General features: G+C 61.1%; 13 protein-coding genes. 10 read left to right on the top strand and 3 right to left on the bottom strand.

Annotated elements, in window-relative coordinates:
• The first annotated feature begins 3 nt into the window (after nt 1–3).
• The 4 genes from Thiosp_RS22745 (at nt 4) to Thiosp_RS22730 (ending at nt 2,911) form a co-directional block, all read left to right on the top strand.
• Nucleotides 4–498 (top strand): disulfide bond formation protein B, encoded by a 495-nt coding sequence (locus tag Thiosp_RS22745; RefSeq protein ID WP_201068568.1) that lies wholly within the window; start codon nt 4–6, stop codon nt 496–498.
• Between the two features lie 51 nt (nt 499–549).
• Nucleotides 550–1,272 carry a thiol:disulfide interchange protein DsbA/DsbL gene (locus Thiosp_RS22740; RefSeq protein ID WP_201068567.1) on the top strand — a complete coding sequence of 241 codons (723 nt, stop codon included), beginning with the start codon at nt 550–552 and terminating at the stop codon, nt 1,270–1,272.
• 273 nt (nt 1,273–1,545) lie between these two features.
• The gene (locus tag Thiosp_RS22735; RefSeq protein ID WP_201068566.1) at nt 1,546–2,556 is read left to right on the top strand and encodes a sodium-dependent bicarbonate transport family permease; all 1,011 of its coding nucleotides are present in this window, start codon (nt 1,546–1,548) and stop codon (nt 2,554–2,556) included.
• A gap of 40 nt (nt 2,557–2,596) precedes the next feature.
• Nucleotides 2,597–2,911: a P-II family nitrogen regulator gene (locus Thiosp_RS22730; RefSeq protein WP_201068565.1), complete on the top strand. Its 315-nt coding sequence runs from the start codon at nt 2,597–2,599 to the stop codon at nt 2,909–2,911.
• A 145-nt stretch (nt 2,912–3,056) separates the two neighbouring features.
• Here Thiosp_RS22730 and Thiosp_RS22725 read toward each other — a convergent pair whose 3' ends face one another.
• A complete protein-coding gene (locus Thiosp_RS22725; RefSeq protein WP_201068564.1) occupies nt 3,057–5,489 on the bottom strand; it encodes a GspE/PulE family protein in 2,433 nt (810 codons plus the stop codon).
• Nucleotides 5,490–6,006: 517 nt separating this feature from the next.
• On the opposite strand from Thiosp_RS22725, the gene Thiosp_RS22720 reads away from it, so the two are divergent.
• Nucleotides 6,007–9,642: an EAL domain-containing protein gene (locus Thiosp_RS22720; RefSeq protein ID WP_201068563.1), complete on the top strand. Its 3,636-nt coding sequence runs from the start codon at nt 6,007–6,009 to the stop codon at nt 9,640–9,642.
• An 85-nt stretch (nt 9,643–9,727) separates the two neighbouring features.
• Here the strand turns inward: Thiosp_RS22720 and Thiosp_RS22715 are convergent, their stop codons facing one another.
• Nucleotides 9,728–10,102, bottom strand: a complete 375-nt coding sequence (locus Thiosp_RS22715; protein ID WP_201068562.1) for a hypothetical protein — start codon at nt 10,100–10,102, stop codon at nt 9,728–9,730.
• A gap of 363 nt (nt 10,103–10,465) precedes the next feature.
• Between Thiosp_RS22715 and Thiosp_RS22710 the strand changes: the two genes are divergently transcribed.
• From Thiosp_RS22710 to Thiosp_RS22690, 5 genes are all read left to right on the top strand, one after another.
• Nucleotides 10,466–12,166: an FAD-dependent oxidoreductase gene (locus tag Thiosp_RS22710; RefSeq protein ID WP_201068561.1), complete on the top strand. Its 1,701-nt coding sequence runs from the start codon at nt 10,466–10,468 to the stop codon at nt 12,164–12,166.
• A 168-nt stretch (nt 12,167–12,334) separates the two neighbouring features.
• Nucleotides 12,335–13,777: a tRNA (N6-isopentenyl adenosine(37)-C2)-methylthiotransferase MiaB gene (miaB, locus tag Thiosp_RS22705; protein ID WP_201068560.1), complete on the top strand. Its 1,443-nt coding sequence runs from the start codon at nt 12,335–12,337 to the stop codon at nt 13,775–13,777.
• Nucleotides 13,774–14,826: a PhoH family protein gene (locus Thiosp_RS22700; protein ID WP_242518882.1), complete on the top strand. Its 1,053-nt coding sequence runs from the start codon at nt 13,774–13,776 to the stop codon at nt 14,824–14,826. The genes miaB and Thiosp_RS22700 overlap by 4 nt, the downstream gene beginning before the upstream one ends.
• A gap of 7 nt (nt 14,827–14,833) precedes the next feature.
• A complete protein-coding gene (gene ybeY, locus Thiosp_RS22695; protein WP_407702751.1) occupies nt 14,834–15,481 on the top strand; it encodes an rRNA maturation RNase YbeY in 648 nt (215 codons plus the stop codon).
• A complete protein-coding gene (locus Thiosp_RS22690) occupies nt 15,474–16,346 on the top strand; it encodes an HlyC/CorC family transporter (protein ID WP_201068651.1) in 873 nt (290 codons plus the stop codon). Before ybeY ends, Thiosp_RS22690 begins: the two co-directional genes overlap by 8 nt.
• Before the next feature lie 300 nt (nt 16,347–16,646).
• On the opposite strand, the gene Thiosp_RS22685 is transcribed toward Thiosp_RS22690, so the two are convergent.
• Nucleotides 16,647–18,458 carry an IS1634 family transposase gene (locus Thiosp_RS22685; protein ID WP_323696449.1) on the bottom strand — a complete coding sequence of 604 codons (1,812 nt, stop codon included), beginning with the start codon at nt 18,456–18,458 and terminating at the stop codon, nt 16,647–16,649.
• Between the last annotated feature and the right edge of the window lie 77 nt (nt 18,459–18,535).

Here is an 18,535-nt window from a genome sequence, read left to right as displayed (position 1 = left end):
GCAATGAACTTTTCCCGCTCTAACTGGCACTGGTTGGCGCTCGCCCTTGTTTGTGGGGTGGCGGCGGTGACCAGCATCGTGCTGACAGCCTGGCTGCAGCTCGACCCCTGCCACCTGTGCATTTTTCAGCGCTTGCTGTTTTTGTTGATGACGCCCCTGGCATTGCTCGCCCTGTTGCGGGCGCCCTGGGGCGCGCTGGCCGGCGGCGCCTTTGCGTCACTGGCTCTCACCGGCGCCATGGTGGCAACTTATCAGACCTGGCTCCAGCTGCAGCCGCCGGGCAGCATCTCCTGCATGGGTGCCGAGATGGGCCCCATCGAGCGATTGGTCGAATGGCTGGGATCGCTGTGGCCGGCGCTGTTCATGGCAGGTGGGTTTTGCGAGGATCGAGAACTGGTCATTCTCGGCCTGTCACTGGCTAATTGGGCCTTGGTGCTTTACCTCGGGGTGCTGGCACTGGCGCTTTGGTGCCTGATATCCAGACGGAGCAGGCGCTAACGGATGCAACCTGGTTGCTGACTACTGTCCTAATTCGCAAGGAGTCTTTAGATGATGTTATCGCGTCGGCAATTTCATGTCCGCGTTCTGGCGGCCCTTGGCGGTGCCCTGTTGCCGGTTTCCCTGATGGCAAAACAGGCTGCTGAAAAGACGCCGGATCAGGCGGCGGAACAGACTCCGGGGGAGCTGCGCGAGGGTCAGGAATGGCGCGCGATCTCGCCACCGCAGCCGTCTGACGAGCTTGGCATCATCGAGGTGCTGGAGTTTTTTTCTTACGGCTGCTCGCACTGCGCGCACATCAATCCGTTAGTCAAAGACTGGGCTGCGCGCTTGCCGGCCGATGTCCAGTTCCGTCGGGTGCCTGTCACTTTCGGGCGCGCCGCCTGGAAGAATCTTGCGCGCCTGTATTACGCGCTCGAGCTTGCTGGCGTGCTCGATAAGCTGGATCAGCAGGTCTTCAAGGCGGTCACCGAGGAGCGTATCGCGCTCTACCGCGAGGGCCCGATGCTGGATTGGGTTGAAGAGCAGGACGTCGATCGCGATGCGTTCGCGGAGATTTTCCAGGGCTTTGCGGTTGAGACCAAAGTCGGCCGGGCCAAGGCGCTGAGCGAGCGCTACGAGGTCGATGGGGTGCCAATGATCGCCGTCGGTGGGCGCTATGCGGTTCTCAATAGCGGCGCTAAGGGCTACGAGGATTTGCTAGTCATTGCCGACCAACTGATCGACAAGGCGCGCCAAGAGTCTGCTGCTGCCAGCCTGGCTTCACCCAACTGACTCAAGCTTGCCCGATACGACAGGAGTGACCCTTTCTTGGGCGAGTCGCCCGTGGCTAGGGTGACAAAAATCTATCTATTATTGTCTATTCTCAGTATAAGAAAAATCAGTTTTAATCTATCGAATTGCACCTCATAGTGTTACCGACCGCCCGGAAGCTGATCCGTCGCTGGCCGCGTTGCCAGCCTGTTTCGGCCACGGGCGCAGTGGTCGCGGATATCGCGGCAACAGACGGCAAAGTCGCGAACTAAAACAGCGAAGAGGAGCGAATCGATGGACTTTCTGTTGGATTTCCTGACCCGTTTCGCCACGCAGTTTCAATCACCAACCCTGGGGTTCCTGATCGGGGGTGCGGTGATTGCGGCGCTTGGCAGTCGATTGGAAGTACCGGACGCCATCTACAAGTTCATAGTCTTCATGCTACTGATGAAGATTGGCTTGAAAGGTGGGATGAAAATCCGTGAGGCCGAGCTCGGCGAGATGCTGCTGCCGGCCTTGTTTGCGGTGCTGATCGGGGTGGTTATCGTGTTACTGGGGCGGTTCACCCTGGCGATGCTGCCCAAGATTCGCACCGAGGAGGGCATCGCCACCGCTGGTTTGTTTGGTGCGGTGAGCGGCTCGACCTTGGCTGCCGCCATGGCCGTGATGGATTCCGAGGGCATCACCTACGAGGCCTGGGCACCGGCGCTCTATCCCTTCATGGACATCCCGGCCTTGGTGCTGGCTATCGTGATGGCCAATGTCTACTTGAGCAAGCGCAAGGGCGGGGGCGGCACGCGGGTCAAGATCTGGCCCATCGTTGCAGATAGCCTGCGTGGCTCGGCGCTCTCGGCGTTGTTGTTGGGCATGGCCCTGGGGCTTCTCACACGACCGGAATTCGTCTATGAATCCTTCTACGAGCCTCTGTTCCGTGGCTTGTTGTCTGTGCTGATGCTGGTGATGGGGATGGAGGCCTATGCGCGGGTCAATGAGTTGCGCAAGGTCGCGCACTGGTACGCTGTTTACGGGGCCGTCGCGCCACTGGTGCATGGTCTGATCGCTTTCGGCCTTGGCTATATCGCGCATATTACGACGGGATTCAGCCCCGGAGGCGTGGTGATTTTGTCGGTGATCGCGGCCTCGAGCTCCGATATTTCAGGCCCGCCCACGCTGCGCGCGGGGATACCAACCGCGAATCCGTCCGCCTATATCGGTGCCTCGACCGCGTTGGGTACTCCGGTCGCCATTGCCATCGGCATTCCGTTGTTCCTGGGGCTGGCGCAGGTGGTCTTCGGCACTCAGTAGCCGGAGTTGGCACAGTGAAACTTACATGAGGTGATATCCGATGATTCAGCAAGCCATCAAGCTCACCATCGTGACGGAACGCATGCTGCTACGCGAGGTGACCCGCATTATCGACGCAGCCGGTGCTAGCGGCTATACAGTCACGCCGGCCAGCGGCAAGGGCAGCAAGAACCTGCGTTCCTCCGGTGATCCGACGGTGTCCGACAACTATGGCAACGTGCGGATCGAGGTGATTACATTGGAGCCGGAGATGTCCGAGCGCATCGCCAATGAGATTGGCGAGAAGTTCTTCGAGAATTTCTCCGGGATCATCTACCGCGATCAGGTTGAGGTCCTGCGCGCGCACAGGCTCTGAGACCTGGGTTAGGAAGGGCGTCGACTGCTGCGCGTCCCCCTTTTCTTGGGGGGTGGGCGCAGCGGTTGACGTGTTGATGTCCGAATGCGATCGAGAATATGGGTGTGCGCAGTTGGCGTGCAAACCCATAACAACCAGCTTTCACTCAATCGGCGCTTAAGGTCTTGAGTTGAGCCAGATCGGTTTTTCCCAAAAGCATCTTGAAGATGCCGTCTTGGCGCAGGGTGCGCATGCCCTCGCTCATAGCGTGCAAGCGGATGTCGGTCACCAGGGCACGGACGGCGATCAGTCCGCGAATCCGCCGGCTTGAGGCGAGAAGCTCATGGACCGCAATGCGGCCCTTGTAGCCGGTGTCATCGCATTCGGGGCAGCCTTTTGCGCGGAACAGGCGCAGCTTGCCGTCTTTGTCGGCGAATCTCTGCCGCCAGTCCTTCAGTAGATCGACCTGAGTTGGAGGAGCTGTCTCGGGAGTATCGGCCGGAAGAAAATCACTGAGGTAAATGTCCACCAGTCGCCCGAGCTCGTCCTCGTTCGGAAAATATGGCTCTCGGCATTGCTCGCACAGTCGTCGCACCAGCCGCTGGGCGAGTATGCCCTGCAGGGCGTCAGCGAAGTTGAAGGGGTCCAAGCCCATGTCTAGCAGACGCACGACGCTGTCCGGTGCTGTATTGGTGTGCAGCGTTGAGAGGACAAAATGGCCGGTCAGCGATGCTTTGATGGCCATTTGCGCGGTTTCCTCGTCGCGCATCTCACCAATCATGATCACGTCGGGGTCGGCGCGCAGAAACGCGCGCAGGGCCGTTGCAAAAGTCACGCCTTTGCGCGCATCAATCGGCATCTGACGCAATCCGGTCTGGGTAATTTCGACCGGGTCTTCGGCTGTCCAGATTTTGCGCTCGGTCGAGTTCAACTCCGCAAGCACTGAGTGCAAGGTTGTGGTCTTGCCCGAGCCGGTTGGGCCGCAGACCAGAAAAATCCCGAAAGGTCGATGAATGAGTTTGGCGAGCTGTGTTTCGATTTCGGGCGAGAGCGTCATGGCGGCCAGCGGGATCGGGTCGCCGCGCTGCAACAGGCGCATCACGACGTCTTCGCGCCCATTGATGGTGGGAATGGTGGCGACACGCAGCTCGAGCTTGGTCTTGCTGAAGCGGCTGAAATCGATCTTCCCATCCTGGGGCTTCATGCTGCTGGTCATGTCCATCGACGCCATGACCTTGATGCGCGATACCACGGCGCGATGCAGGCTGCTCGGAAACTCGGCGTGTTGAATTAACTGGCCATCGCGGCGCATGCGCACGCGGCTCTGGTTCTTGTCGAGCTGAGGCTCGATGTGGATGTCCGAGATGCCGAGGTTGACCGCATCCAGGATGAGCTTGTTGACCAAACGGACTACGATATGATCTTGGGTGGCCGCGTCATCATTGAGGTCGTCGATGTCGTCCTCGGTTTCCTCGAACGAGATTTCTTCCAGACCGCGGGAGCCATAGGCCAGATTGATGATTGCAGAAATGGCCTGCTCCGGCGCCATGACTGTGTCGATCTGCTTGCCGGTGGCGAAACGCACGGCTTCGAGTGCTTGCCAGTCGAGCGGGTTGGGAATGGCGACAATGAGATTGTCACCATGCTCATGCAAAGGCAGCACCAGATGCTTGCGCGCCAGTTCTTCCGGGACTAGCTCGAATAGCTGGTGATCGAGCTGGAAGCGTTTCAGATCGACAAAGGGAATGCCCAGTTTGCGCGCCAGCGCCTGCTGGATGTCCTGCTCCTTGAGCAGACCCATCTTCACCAGTAACTTGCCAAGAGGCAGGCCGTGGCCGTGCGTTTGCTCTTCCAGCGCTTGCTGAAGCTGCTCCTCGGTGATCAGCTTTTGCTGCACCAGGATTGAGCCCAGGCGCACCGTGGGCATTTCTTTCTGCTCGCGCAGGGCGGTTTTGAGGTCGTCGCCGCTGAGGACGGTTTTTTGCGTCAGAAAGTCACCCAGCTGCGGCGGAGTGGAACTTGCCGCGGGCTCTTCGGGCGTCGCTTCAACCTGCCGGGCCCCAACCAGCAAATCCCCGGCTAGATTGGCTCCGGCGCGGGGTCTGATGCTTTGTTTGTCGATATGTATGTGAGACATAAAAACAGACAGATAACGTGTCTGGTTCTGGGTGGGGAACAGATATAACCCATTCGCGTCATTATGGGAGCCAAGCGTGAGTCCCTTCAACTCATCTTTATCCTTGAAGCGCACGATAAATGCCTGGCAACCGAGCTCGGCTGGGGACATCGCGCGCTCGCCGGATGCTGCCTCCGGGGTTAGCCGCCGCCAGGTCGGCAGATGCATGATCTTGATGTCGGCAAGCTTGATCTCGATCGGCTCGTCTTGGTATTCCAGGACGAGCAGCCCTAACTCGGGGTCGAAATTGGTCAGCAGTCCAGCGAGCTGACTGCCATCCCCGAGCTTGATGATCGCCCGCTCACCGCAACGCACGGCATGCTCGCCATGCACCCACGGGGAGCGCGGTACAGGGAAACGCGTCAGAACCCCCGGGGAAATAACCGCGTGGGAAATGGCGTTAGGTGGCTGCGCCTCAAGCATTGAGTTCCCAGTCTGCCAGTGCTGCTCAATCTCGCGAACTGCTTGATCAATCAGGCGTAATCAATCATGGAAATCGCGCTTCCTTGTGATCGGCTGCGGCCAGTCCAGTGACCTTGCCCTTGAACGCATTATCCACGAAACCACGGCGCGCCGCTGAATCTTCTCACCCGAAATGACACCCGCGCGCCGCAATACACCGCGGTCAAGTCCAGGTGGCAGGCTCAGTTGGACGCGGGCTCGGCCCCATGAGGTTCCCTTATCTCCATGGTGCATGATGGTATAGTCCCGCTTGGGCAGCGCCGCCGCTGCAGATTCGGCGGCGCAGCCGTTATGGATGGGGAAGCGGAGAGTCCCACTTAAGTAGTGGTGCTTCTAAGTGGTGTGGCCTCGCGTGCTGCATCGCCGCGAGCAGTTGCAGCACGTTCGAGCGGTCCTGATTGATCCGGAGATGCTTTGTGCAGTCATTCTTGCTGCCAGGAGTTATTGTGAACTCAGCCATACGGGCGAGAAGCACCGAATGAGCGGGCAGGGACCCTCGTTTTTCCGCTCCCATTGGGCGCGTTTGCCGCAGTGGTTCCGGCTGTGGCTGCAGATCTCGGCTGCCATTACCGTTGCATTCTATTTGCTCGCGCAAAGCGTTCTCGGTCAGATTCGGCTCGGACTGCCTGAAACTCTCGGGCTCTGGCTGTTCTTGCTGATACTCACTGCCTTGCTGTTGCGCCAGCAGCTAAGGCGGTCATGGCGTGAGCAGGGGGCGCGCCTGGACGGCGCTCCCGACGATGGTCAGAGTGCCAGGGCAGTGGATGCGCGCGGGGAAAGGCTCGGGGATCTGTCAGCCCAAGTGGATGCTCTGAAGAGCAAACTGGAACTGCGCGAAAGCGAACTGCAGGCGGTGCGCCACTTCGCCCGCGTTGGTTTCTGGTCCTGTGATTTAGGCTCGGGGCAGGTTCAGTGGTCGCCGGAGGTTGAGTCCCTGATCGGTTGGCGGGCCGAGATGCGCGAAAGTCCGCTAACGCGTCTGTTCGAGCAGGTGGTGGATGCGGCGGATTTTCCATCCCTCAATGAATCGCTTGAGAACGCACTGACAAGTGGCCAAGCATTTTCCTGCGAGTTTCGGGCGCATGTTTCGCAAGATCGTACCACCTGGCTGAACACGGCGGCGGAGGTGGTCACTGACGATCTCGGCAAGCCCCGGTATCTTCGCGGCATCCTGCAGTACATCGGCGAGCGCAAGGAGGCCGAGTCCGGCCGAGAGGAATACGCGAACCTGTTCGAGCGGTTATTTGAGTCCACCGGTACCTTGATGAGCCTGTCCGATCCGAGTTCGGGGCGCCTCGTGGATGTTAATCCCGCCTTCGAGCGGATGACCGGCTATCCCAGAGGTATGGCGGTTGGACGTTCCTGGCCCGAACTCGGCATCGCCACGGCGGAGCAGCGCGAGGCGACGCTGGCGCGTTTGCGACGCGATCAGTCGGTTCGCAATCAGCGGGTGAGCGGGCGCAATCGGGCCGGAGAACAGCTTGAGCTACAGTATTCCGGCACTCTGATCGAAATCGGCGGCCAGACCCGGGTGCTGTCGATGGCCCAGGACATCACCGAGTTGGTGCGCAGCGAGGACGCCCTGCGCCACAGCCAGCAGCGTCTGGAACTGGCGATGCGCGCCACCAATGACGGGCTTTGGGACATAAACCTGCGCACGCAAGAGGTCTACTATTCGCCGCGCTGGAAAGAGATGCTCGGCTACCGCGAGGACGAACTGCCCAACGATATCGCGACCTGGAAACGCGTGGCTGATCCCGATAGCGACAAGCGTGCCTGGGAGTTGTTAAACCAGGTGGCCGCTGGCAAGACCAGTGGCTTCACCATCGAGATCAAGCTCAAGCACAAGTCCGGCCACTGGATCGATGTGCTGGCGCGCGCCTACCTGGTGCGCGACGATGACGGCGAGCCCTTGCGTCTGGTCGGCACGCATACCGATGTGACCCTGCTCAAACAGGCGCTGAGCGATGCCGAGCGCGAACGTCAGCGGGCGGCGGATTATCTGAAGATTGCCGGTGTGATCATCGTCGCATTGGACCTTGATGGACGGGTCACTTTGATCAACGACAAAGGTTGCGCTCTGCTCGGTCGCGAGGAAGCAGACATCATCGGCATGGATTGGGTCGAGCACTTCCTGCCGCAGCGGGTGCGAGCTGAGGCCGGTCATTTCTTTCCCCAGATGCGCGATGGCGAACTCGACGGGGTCGCCCCCCTGGATGAACCCATTTTGTCGGCCGATGGCCGCGAGCACATCATCAGTTGGCACAACGGTGCCCTGCGTGATGCCGACGGCCAGATCATCGGCACCCTGAGCTCCGGCCTTGATGTGACCGAGAGACGCCAAGCCGAGGCCGATCTGGCAAGAGAGCGCAGCTTTCTGCAGCACGTCATCGACGGTATCGATGATCCCCTGATGGTGATTTGCGAAGACTATCAGGTCATCCGCATCAACAGCGCTGCCGCCCGGCTGGCGGAATCCCGCGGTCTGACGGGACAAGACCTGACCTGCCATCAGCTGCTTTACTCAAGCGACATACCTTGCGCCGAGCGAGGACGGGAGTGCCCCTTGTCTGCGGTGCTGCAACTCGGTAAGCCGTCCAAAGTGGTCCATCTCGAGCAAGGCAGCGAGGGTAGCATCGCCGAGGCTGGCGAAGACGACCCAGCGGAGCGCAGTTACGAGATCTCGGCCAGTCCGCTCTATGACGATCAGGGCGAGATTGTCGGCATCATCGAGGTCGCTCGGGATATCTCAGAGCAACTGGCCATAGCAGCGGAACTCAAGCGCAGCGAGCATAGCGTGATGCGCCTGTCGCAGTATGACCTGTTGACCAGTCTGCCCAATCGGCTGCTGTTTGCCGATCGCCTGAGCGCCGGTATTGCCGAGGCGCGCGCCCACGGGGCCTGTCTGGCGGTGATGATAGTCGATCTCGACCGTTTCAAGCATATCAACGACAGCTTCGATCACCACGACGGTGATGAAGTGCTCAAGGGGGTGGCCGCGCGCCTGCAGCATTTGGTGGGTGAACAGGAGACCCTGGCCCGCCTTGGCGGCGACGAATTCGGGATTATTCCCCGACCCTTCCAGCAACAACGCGTGGCAGCCGGATTGGCCGAGCGCATCCACGAGGTCTTGCTAGAGCCCTTCGCGTTACAGGGCCAGCGCGTGCTGGTGGGGGCGAGCATCGGGATTGCGCTGTATCCGAAGCAAGGCGAGACCGCCGATGATCTGCTGCGCAAGGCCGACGCCGCGCTCTATTCGGCCAAGGCCGACGGCGGCAAGACCACGCGCTTTTTCACCGAAGAGTTGACCGCCGACGCGCGCGACCGCCTTGAGCTGGAAGTGAACCTGCAGGAGGCGCTGGAGCGCGATGAGTTCGAGCTCTATTACCAACCGCAGGTCGATCTCAATACCGGAGCGCTGAGCGGTGTTGAGGCGCTGGTGCGCTGGCGCCATCCCGAGCGCGGCATGATCTCGCCCGGGCACTTCATTCCCTTGGCCGAGGAGTCCGGTCTGATCAATCCGCTGGGCGACTGGGTGCTGCGCACCGCCTGCGAGCAGATGCGTGTCTGGCGCGAGGCGGGTGTGCTGTCGCCGCGGGCGAGCATGTCGGTGAATCTGTCCGCGCGCCAGTTCGAACAGGCGGAGCTGGCGCAGAAAGTGCTGGGAATCGTCCAGGGCAGCGGATTGGCGGCGAGCGCTTTGGAGATCGAGATTACCGAGTCCACCGTGATGCAGTCGCCGCAGCGCTCAATCGACTGCCTGCACCGCTTGCGCCAGGCTGGCATCAAGGTGGCTGTCGATGACTTTGGCACCGGCTACTCGTCGATGAGCTACCTCAAACGCCTGCCGCTGACCAAGCTAAAGATCGACCGGTCGTTCGTCTCGGACATTCCCGAAGATACCAACGATGTCGCTATCGTGCGCGCCATTATCGCGCTCGGCACCAGCCTGTCGCTCGAGCTGCTGGCCGAAGGCATCGAGACCGAGCAGCAGCGTGACTTTCTGCTTGAGGAGGGCTGCTGGCTGGGGCAGGGGTATTTGTTCGCCAAGCCATTGTCCGACGCCGATTTCGTGCGCTTTGCCAGGGATTTCGCCGCCACTGAGGGCGGCTAAGACCCCTGTCCCGGGTCTGCTCGGCCCGGCTTCCTCACCTGCCTGGCGCTTGCGCAGCCGGGCTTTAGCGCCCGTCATCCAATTGTCATGGCGCGTTTCCTTCCAGCTGAGCAAAAATACACTCCAGTGCGGGGCCGTTGGTGCCGGTTGGGTACTGGGAATTAATGTCGCTGGCGAAGGTTGCTTTATCCACTTCACCGGCCGACAGCTTGCTCGCCTCGTCGATAAAGTAGGTGTCGTTGTTATTGATGTCGAGCAGGTAATCGAGCGGTTGATTGCCGATCTTTAGCTTGCCGCACGTGTCGCCGATTTGATCAAGAAAAGCGTTGGACTGGGGCGTTTCCGGTGCGATCAAGCCGCCGCCCTGGCAGCCGCCGAGCGCCACGGCGATAAGGCCGATGAGTCCGGTGGCGAGTCCGCGGGTGCGGGAATGGCGTGGGCTGTGGTGTGGATGGTGCATCTGTGCGTCCCTCGTAAGGTTGGTTCTGAAACTGTGTCTGCAGCCAGGTCTAAATCTGGGTTGTCTGGAGGACTGCGGCCTTAGGTTGTGAGCCGAAGTCGCATCGCGTTTTGGCAGGTGCCAAGTGCCAGCGGACACACTATAGCGGAAACATCCGCGCGTGCGCGAGGATGTGCCAAAAATGGATACTTTGGCGCAGAAACATCTTTTTTTGCATGGTCTGTCCACCTGTTGGTTTCGGTTGTCTGCGGTATCCTCGATGGGATAAGTCGCTCAAAGCGCGTTTCGATCACAAACCGATATCCCATTTGCGGGCTGTAACCCGGTGTTCTTTTTTTGGATTTACTACAGTTAGGTCAAAGCATGTCATCAGATCCTCTGAAAATCGTCATCATCGGCGGCTCTGCCGCTGGCCCCAAGGCGGCCGCGAAAGCGCGGCGCACGGACGAGTTCGCCGATATCACCCTGATCCAGCGCGAGCCCGATCTGTCCATGGCCTCCTGCGGCTTTCCCTATTACATTGGCGGCACCTTCGATGACCGCAATCTGCTCGTCTGCACGCCGGCGGGGATTCCACGCGATCCCAAGTTCTTCGATAAGGCCAAACGCATCAACGCCCTGGTGCGCACCGAGGCCATCGGCATCGACTCGGCCAACAAGACCGTCACCTACAAGAACCTGGAGACGGATGAGAAGGCGACCATCCCCTATGATCGGCTAATCCTGGCCACGGGCGCGGCGCCGGTCTGCCCGGTCGCCCCCGGATTCGACCTCGAAGGTGTGCTGACCTTGCATTCCATGGGGGATGCGGACGCGCTGCGCGCCATCCGCGATCAAGGCAAGGTCACCAAAGCCATTATTGTCGGCGGCGGGCTGATTGGTTTCGAAGTGTGTGAGGCGCTGCGCCTGGCCGGGATCGAGACCACCGTTATCGAAAAAACCGACCAGGTGCTGCCGTTTCTCGACCCGGATCTGGCCAAGCTGGTCGAAAATCACACCCGGGCGAATGGCGCCGACATCATCGTCGGCAACGGTGTCGCGGAGTTTCTTGGCGAGGATGGACATCTCGCCGGGGTGAAGCTCGAGAACGGCACCGAGTTGCCGGCGCAGCTCGCGGTGATTGCCGTGGGTGTGCGGCCCAATATCGGGCTTGCGCAGATGGCAGGGCTTGAGATCGGCGACAAGGGCGGGATTCGGGTCAATGAGTTCATGCAGACCTCGGACGCGAACATCTATGCCGCCGGCGACTGCGTGGAATGCACCTCGCTGATCACTGGTCAGCACAATCGCGCGCCCTATGGCGATCTGGCCAATCTACAGGGCCGCGTGGTCGGGCAGAATGTTATCGAGCCCGGTAGCGCGCGCTTTCCCGGCAACACGCAGACGGGTATTTGCAAGATCTTCGACTTCACCGTCGGTGTCACCGGCCTGTCCGAGGCGGCCGCGCGCGATGCCGGGCTTGATGTCGAAACCGTGGTGATCTCGGGGCTGGATATTCCGGTGTTCATGGGTGGCAAGCTCTTGATCAGCAAAACAGTCGCTGAGCGCAGCAGCGGGCGTATTCTGGGCTTTCAGTGCGTCGGACCGGGCGATGTCAGCAAGCGGGTCGCCATCATGGCCACTGCCATCATGGGCAAGCTCAGGGTCACAGACATGGTGAATGCCGATCTGCCCTATGCACCGCCATATTCGCTCGCGCTCGATCACGTCATCGTTGCCGCCCATGCGCTCGAGAACAAGCTCAAGGGGCGCATGCAGGGCATTTCGGTCAGCGAGGTCAAGCGCAAGGTCGACGCCGGGGAGGATGTCTTCATCCTCGATACCCGCAACCCAGTCGAGTTCGAGCAGATGCGCCTTGGCATCGGGGAAACCCTGATTCCGCAGGGCGCGATCCGCGGTCGGCTCGATGAACTCCCGCAGGATAAGGACCAGGAGCTCATTCTCTACTGCAAAATCTCCCTGCGTGGCTATGAGGTGGCGTCCATCCTAAAGGCCCACGGCTGGCGCAATGTGAAGGTGATGGAAGGCGGCCTGATGGCCTGGCCTTTCCCACGCGAGAAGTAGTAAGGCTGTAAACCCCCCGCGCCTGTCACCCGGCCCAAAACCGAACATTAGATCTGTTATCACTCTCACAGCGACACCGCTTGGCGCCTGCCACTGGACCGCGGGCGGACAATGGTCTAGCCTTGTCCGCCCTGTCCATACGGCGAAGTCGCCGTTGTTATCTTCTTGATGACCAAAAAGCTCTACATTCAGACCCAGGGCTGCCAGATGAACGAATACGACTCCGCGCGCATCGCGGACGTATTGCGGGCATCGCACGGCATGATACGGGTCGACCAGCCCGAGGACGCGGACGTCCTGGTGCTGAACACCTGCTCCATCCGCGAGAAAGCACAGGAGAAAGTCTTCTCCCAGCTCGGGCGCTGGCGTCCGCTAAAAACCCGACGGCCAGATCTGGTTATCGGCGTTGGCGGCTGTGTGGCCAGTCAGGAAGGAGAGGCTCTGCGCGAGCGCGCGCCCTTTGTCGACATTATTTTTGGCCCCCAGACGCTGCACCGGCTGCCGGGCATGCTCGATGCCGTGCGCGCTGGCACTCAGATTGACGTTTCCTTCCCCGAGATCGAAAAATTCGATCATCTGCCCGCACCCAGGGCTGAGGGACCCAGCGCCTATGTCTCGGTGATGGAGGGATGCTCAAAATACTGCACCTACTGCGTGGTGCCCTACACCCGCGGCCCCGAGTTCAGCCGGTCCTTCGATGACGTGATCGCGGAAATCGCCGGGCTTACCGAACAGGGCGTGCGCGAAGTCAATCTGCTCGGGCAAAACGTCAACGCCTATCGCGGTCTGATGGACGACGGCGAGCCCGGCGATCTGGCGTTGCTGATCCACCATGTCGCGGCCATCGACGGCATTGAGCGCATCCGCTTCACTACCTCGCATCCGGTGGAGTTTTCCGACGAGCTGATCGAGGCCTATGCCGAAGTGCCGGCGCTGGTAGATTTTCTGCATCTGCCGGTGCAGAGCGGCTCGGATCGCATCCTTGCGCTGATGCAGCGCGGCCACACGGCGCTGGAATATCGTGCGAAGATCCGCCGCCTGCGCGAGGTGCGGCCGAATATCAGCATCTCGTCTGACTTCATTGTTGGCTTCCCGGGCGAGACCGAGGCCGACTTTGAAGCCACGCTTAAGCTGATTGAAGACATCGGCTTCGATCAGTCCTTCAGCTTCATTTTCAGTCCCCGGCCCGGCACGCCGGCCGCCAGTTATCCGGACGACACCCCGCGCGCAGTCAAGCAAGCGCGCCTCGAGCGTTTGCAGGCGTTGATCAACAGCCAGGCCCAAGCCATCAGCCAGGCCATGGTCGGCAGCGTACAGCGAGTGCTGCTTGAGCGCCCATCCAAACGCGACCCGAAGCAGGTCAGCGGGCGCACCGAGAACAACCGGGTGGTCAATCTCAGCGCTCCAGCCGAGCTGATCGGCTCCTTCGTCGATGTCCATATCACCGAGGCCTTGCCCAATTCGCTGCGCGGGCAGTGGCTCGGTCCAGTCGCCAATTCTGCTGCGAATCTTGGCACCAACCCTGGCCTGGATCTCGGCCCTGATCCCGATGGGTTTCCAGGCGGACTCCCGGGCGATAACGCAGGCGCCACCCCCCTCACTCTCCCTTGAGCAGTCCCAGCACCCCAGACAGTCTCGATCTCGAGCTTGCTCCCGAGGACAATGTCCGCCTAGCCAACCTGTGCGGACAGTTCGATCAGCATCTGCGTCTGATCGAGCGTCGCCTTGGCATCGAGATCAACAACCGCGGCATGAGCTTCCGGTTGATCGGCGAGGGCGCGATCCTGCCCCATGCCGAACAGTTGTTGCGCGAACTCTATGCGCTGACGGATGAAGAGGCTCTTTCCCCCGAGACCGTGCACCTCCACCTGCAGCAGGTTTGGCAGCAGTCCGGCATCGAGGCAGTCGTGAACGAGCCCGAGTTGCCCGAGATTCTTATCAAAACCAAACGCGGCCTGATACGCGCCCGTGGGCCGAGCCAGCAGGCCTATCTGCACGCTATCTTGCGCCATGACATTAACTTTGGCATCGGCCCCGCCGGTACCGGCAAGACCTATCTGGCGGTGGCCAGCGCGGTCGAGGCACTGGAGACCGAGCGCGTGCGCCGCCTGCTGCTGGTGCGCCCGGCGGTCGAGGCGGGCGAGCGCCTGGGTTTTCTGCCCGGCGATCTGGCGCAGAAGATCGACCCTTACCTGCGCCCGCTCTACGATGCCCTGTTCGAGATGCTCGGCTTCGAGCGCGTGAACAAGCTCATTGAGCGCAATGTCATTGAGGTTGCGCCACTGGCCTACATGCGCGGGCGCACCCTGAACGACGCCTTCATCATTTTGGACGAGGCACAGAACACCACGCCCAAGCAGATGAAAATGTTTTTAACGCGCATCGGCTTTGGCTCCAAGGCAGTGGTCACCGGCGACGTGACCCAAATCGACCTGCCGCGCGGCCAGCCCTCCGGCCTGCGTCAGGCGGCGGATGTGCTGCGCGAGGTCGACGGCATCAGCTTTACCTTTTTCAACTCGCGCGACGTGGTGCGCCATTCCCTGGTGCAGCGCATCGTCAACGCCTACGATCATCACGAGCAGCGCCAGGGCAATGCCGGTTCTGGTTCCGATTTCGACGGTGACTCAGGCGCCGGGCGCGCCGTGGTGCCTGATGAGTGAAGTGACCATGTCGTCCGCAACTATGTCCCCCGATTCCGCTTCCGCGGCCCCGCCCGAATCTCGACCGGACTCTGGCACCGATGTCGACCCTAATGCTGGTGCAGCCTCTGGCAAAGGCCTTGGCCCTGACGCTGGCGCGGACCTCCGCACCGAATCCAGCGCAGATCCCGGAGCTGAATCCCCGCTGGTTGTCGACCTGCAATGTGCCACTCTGGCGGAAGTGCCGGCCGCTCTGGAACTGGAAACCTGGGCTGCCGCCGCGCTTGCTGCTGGCCGGGTGTCGCCCGCGCTCGAAATGACCATCCGCCTGGTGGATGAGGCCGAGAGCGCCGCGCTCAATCGCAGCTACCGCGGGCGCATCGGTGCGACCAACGTTCTGTCCTTTCCCTTCGAGCACCCGCCCGGCGTGCCACTCACTGGCCTGCTGGGCGATCTGGTTATCTGCGCCCCGGTGGTGATTCGCGAGGCAGCCGATCAGGGCAAGCCCGCACAGGCGCACTGGGCGCACATGGTGGTGCACGGCACCCTGCATCTGCTCGGGTATGACCATCAACTCGACGATGAAGCCACTGACATGGAAGCATTGGAAACCCGCATCCTGACCGGGTTAGGATTCGAGCCACCCTATGAAACAGGCAACGGAGCCGATGAGTAACGACCGACCGCGTAGCGGCTCGCCCGGGGACGGCTGGCGCAAACGTCTGCGCCGGCTGCTCGGCGGCGAGCCGCGCGATAAAGACCAACTGCTGGACATCCTGCGCGACGCCGAACGCGCCGCGCTGCTCGACCGCGATGGGCTGAGCATGATCGAGGGCGTGCTGCAGGTCTCCGACCTGCGCGCCGAGGACATCATGATCCCGCGCGCCGAAATGGTGACCGTGCGTCGCGAAGCTCCGCTTGAGGAAATTCTCGCCGTCGCCGTGGAATCCTCCCACTCCCGCTTCCCGGTCACTGGCGAGGACAAAAGCGAAGTGCTTGGCATTCTGCTCGCCAAGGACCTGCTCTCCTACTGCACCAAGACCAATACCCGCCCATTCAACATCCGCGACCACCTGCGCAGCGCCATCTTCGTGCCCGAGAGCAAGCGCCTGAACGTGCTGCTGAAGGAATTCCGCGGCAGCCGTAACCACATGGCTATCGTGGTCGACGAATACGGTGCTGCCGCCGGCCTTGCCACCATCGAGGACGTGCTCGAGCAGATCGTCGGCGAGATCGAAGACGAGCACGACTTCGACGAAGGCGCCGCCATCTTCAAGCGCGGCCAGGGGGAATACACCGTCAAGGCCCGCACCAGCATTGAGGACTTCAACGAATACTTCGGAAGCACCCTTGCCGGCGACGATGTCGACACCATCGGCGGCCTGGTGGTGCATGCCCTCGGCAAGCTCCCGGTGCGCGGCGAGCGCATCGAGATCGAAGGCTTCCGCTTCACCGTTCTGCGCGCCGACAGCCGCCGCGTACACCTGCTCAGCGTGCGCGTCTCCGCCGCGGTGGAGCAGGCGCGAGTGGATTCAGGTTGACGGGCCTATTCTAGGCATCTGGAAAAACGCGCGGCCGGACCAATGGGCTGAGCCATTAAGGGGGCGCATGGGGTGGCATCGGACAACCTGCAATTACAGCTGGCCCAGGCATTCGTCCGCGACACCAACCGCAGTATCTTCCTGACTGGCAAGGCTGGTACCGGAAAGACGACCTTTCTGCACAGCCTTAACCCATATTTAACAACTGGTCACAGAATTATCTTGATTTTCAGCAGGATAAGTGTACACAGATGTCCGTTATGGCACTACATTTGCGATTTTGCCGCCGGTGCTGCTCATTCAGATCAAAGTCAGCTGTTGTCCACCCGGGCGATCACTCACGCCCAAGGCATCGTAAATGGCTTGCTGGCGCGGCTCCGCCCTTGTGGCTTTGCGAATATGCAGGGTGCGCCCATCGTCGCGCTTGAGCTCAACCGTGACGCGATCTTGCCCATCGAGCTCACGGCGGATGCCCTCCCAGCTCAGATGAATGCCAGCGGCTTTCAGCTGCAAGCGCAGGGTATGAACCAGATGGTAGGCTAGTACCGAGATGAACAGGTGCGCGCTAACCCGGTCGGTTTTATGGTGATAGACTGGGCGCAGGCCGAGTTCCGACTTCAGGGAGCGAAACACCGCTTCCAGATCGGTGAGCATGACAAAGGTGTGCCATAGGCGCGCTTCATCCCATTCGGTTTGATTCGTGCGTAGGCAATAGACACCGGGCAAGGTGTCATCGACCGGGGTGATCCGCGACCATCGGATGGCCTTGGCCTTTTTCCCTTTCTCATCGGGGTCGACGCTGATCTCGTAGTAGCGCGCGGCACGCGGATATTTCTGCTTCAGCCGCCCGATGCGCTCGATGACTTTCTCAAAGCGCTTGACGGTGCCTGGCTTGTGCAACCCATCGGCGAGTTGCTGCAGGGCCTGCTCGAAGCGTTGCGCGAAGCGATCGGCAATGCCGCGATCTTTGAGCTCACGTTGGCTGGAGTGACAATACAGCTCGACTTCGTTGGTTTCTTTCTTGACTACCCGCTGGGCGCGGATGGTCAGTGGGCCGTCTTCTTTGATCAAACAGGCCGCCTCGGGATCGAACTGCAGATGTCGCTTTCGGCTGACCACGACATAGCGGTAGCCCTGCGCCACCAGCCAGGCGATGTTCTCCTCGGTGGCAATGCCGGCATCGAGCACCACCGTCGGTGGGGTGCGTTGTTGCTCGGGCGTCAAGGCACGCAGCATTTTTGCCAGCGTCTCGGCTTCCACGGCGTTCCCAGCGAACACCTCGCTGCGTTTGGGAAAGCCACTGGCATCGAGCGTCAGCGCCAGGGTGACCAGCGGGCAGTCGCTGCGCTTTTCTTTCGAACGGCCAAAGGCGGCGTTGGCGTTATGCTTGGCGCTGCCCTCGAAATAGGTATTGGTCAGGTCGTAGAGCGTAATCACTTCATCAAGTTCGAACAGATCGCGCTCGCGGGCATACAGGAAGGACTCCAATGCCGGTTTGTGGGCGAGCAGCCGATCGGTGATGCGGTAGAGCGCCATCAGATCCAGGTCGGCGAAATCAACGTCGATCAACTCGCCCAGGGCGCTGCGCTGTTGCAACCACTGATGGGTCGCCAACTCGCTACCCGGCACCACCATGCGACCGATCACATTGCCGATGGCCGCCGCGCGTTGCGGGCCGCTGAAGCCCAAAGCCGTGAGTTTTTCATCCAAGCCCATCTGCCCCCAGGCGGCCAAGGCGACATGCTCGACCGCGACACTGCGCGGGCGCACCACATCGACTGTCTCGACATCGACCCGTTGGAAGTTGGGCGCGCTCCCCTCGGAGGGATCCTCCCCCGCGCGGGCGCGAATCACCTGCGCCGCCAACTGTTGCGCCAGCGGCTCCCAACGGGCATCGAGGTCAATGAACAGCTCCGACTGCCCGCCCACCAAGGCCTCAATGCGCCGTGCCAAGGCCGGCCATTGCCCGCGCGGGACCTCGAAGTGACGGCCGAGATTCAGCACCGTGCGCTGGCGCACCCGCCCGGCTTCGCGCACCGACTCCACCAGCCGATAGGTGAAGTACGGCTGACCAGTGCGTCGGCTCTTGATGGTGGTGCGGCGAATGTACATGCACGCATGCTCCGCTGCGCGGGCGCGCGCGTCAATGGGGCTCCGTAATATTATGGCACTACATTTGGGTCGCCAGT

Origin of the sequence: Thiorhodovibrio litoralis, assembly GCF_033954455.1 — a bacterium.
Lineage (GTDB): Bacteria > Pseudomonadota > Gammaproteobacteria > Chromatiales > Chromatiaceae > Thiorhodovibrio > Thiorhodovibrio litoralis.
Note: the sequence above shows the minus strand (reverse complement) of the source record. Positions and strands in the feature narration are given on the sequence as shown.

What these genes read in the sequence shown, in the direction of transcription:
- Thiosp_RS22745 (WP_201068568.1), top strand. Translation starts at nt 4, where the DNA reads ATGAACTTTTCCCGCTCTAACTGGCACTGGTTGGCGCTCGCCCTTGTT.
- Thiosp_RS22740 (WP_201068567.1), top strand. Translation starts at nt 550, where the DNA reads ATGATGTTATCGCGTCGGCAATTTCATGTCCGCGTTCTGGCGGCCCTT.
- Thiosp_RS22735 (WP_201068566.1), top strand. Translation starts at nt 1,546, where the DNA reads ATGGACTTTCTGTTGGATTTCCTGACCCGTTTCGCCACGCAGTTTCAA.
- Thiosp_RS22730 (WP_201068565.1), top strand. Translation starts at nt 2,597, where the DNA reads ATGATTCAGCAAGCCATCAAGCTCACCATCGTGACGGAACGCATGCTG.
- Thiosp_RS22725 (WP_201068564.1), bottom strand. Translation starts at nt 5,489, where the DNA reads ATGCTTGAGGCGCAGCCACCTAACGCCATTTCCCACGCGGTTATTTCC.
- Thiosp_RS22720 (WP_201068563.1), top strand. Translation starts at nt 6,007, where the DNA reads ATGAGCGGGCAGGGACCCTCGTTTTTCCGCTCCCATTGGGCGCGTTTG.
- Thiosp_RS22715 (WP_201068562.1), bottom strand. Translation starts at nt 10,102, where the DNA reads ATGCACCATCCACACCACAGCCCACGCCATTCCCGCACCCGCGGACTC.
- Thiosp_RS22710 (WP_201068561.1), top strand. Translation starts at nt 10,466, where the DNA reads ATGTCATCAGATCCTCTGAAAATCGTCATCATCGGCGGCTCTGCCGCT.
- miaB (WP_201068560.1), top strand. Translation starts at nt 12,335, where the DNA reads ATGACCAAAAAGCTCTACATTCAGACCCAGGGCTGCCAGATGAACGAA.
- ybeY (WP_407702751.1), top strand. Translation starts at nt 14,834, where the DNA reads ATGTCGTCCGCAACTATGTCCCCCGATTCCGCTTCCGCGGCCCCGCCC.
- Thiosp_RS22690 (WP_201068651.1), top strand. Translation starts at nt 15,474, where the DNA reads ATGAGTAACGACCGACCGCGTAGCGGCTCGCCCGGGGACGGCTGGCGC.
- Thiosp_RS22685 (WP_323696449.1), bottom strand. Translation starts at nt 18,458, where the DNA reads ATGTACATTCGCCGCACCACCATCAAGAGCCGACGCACTGGTCAGCCG.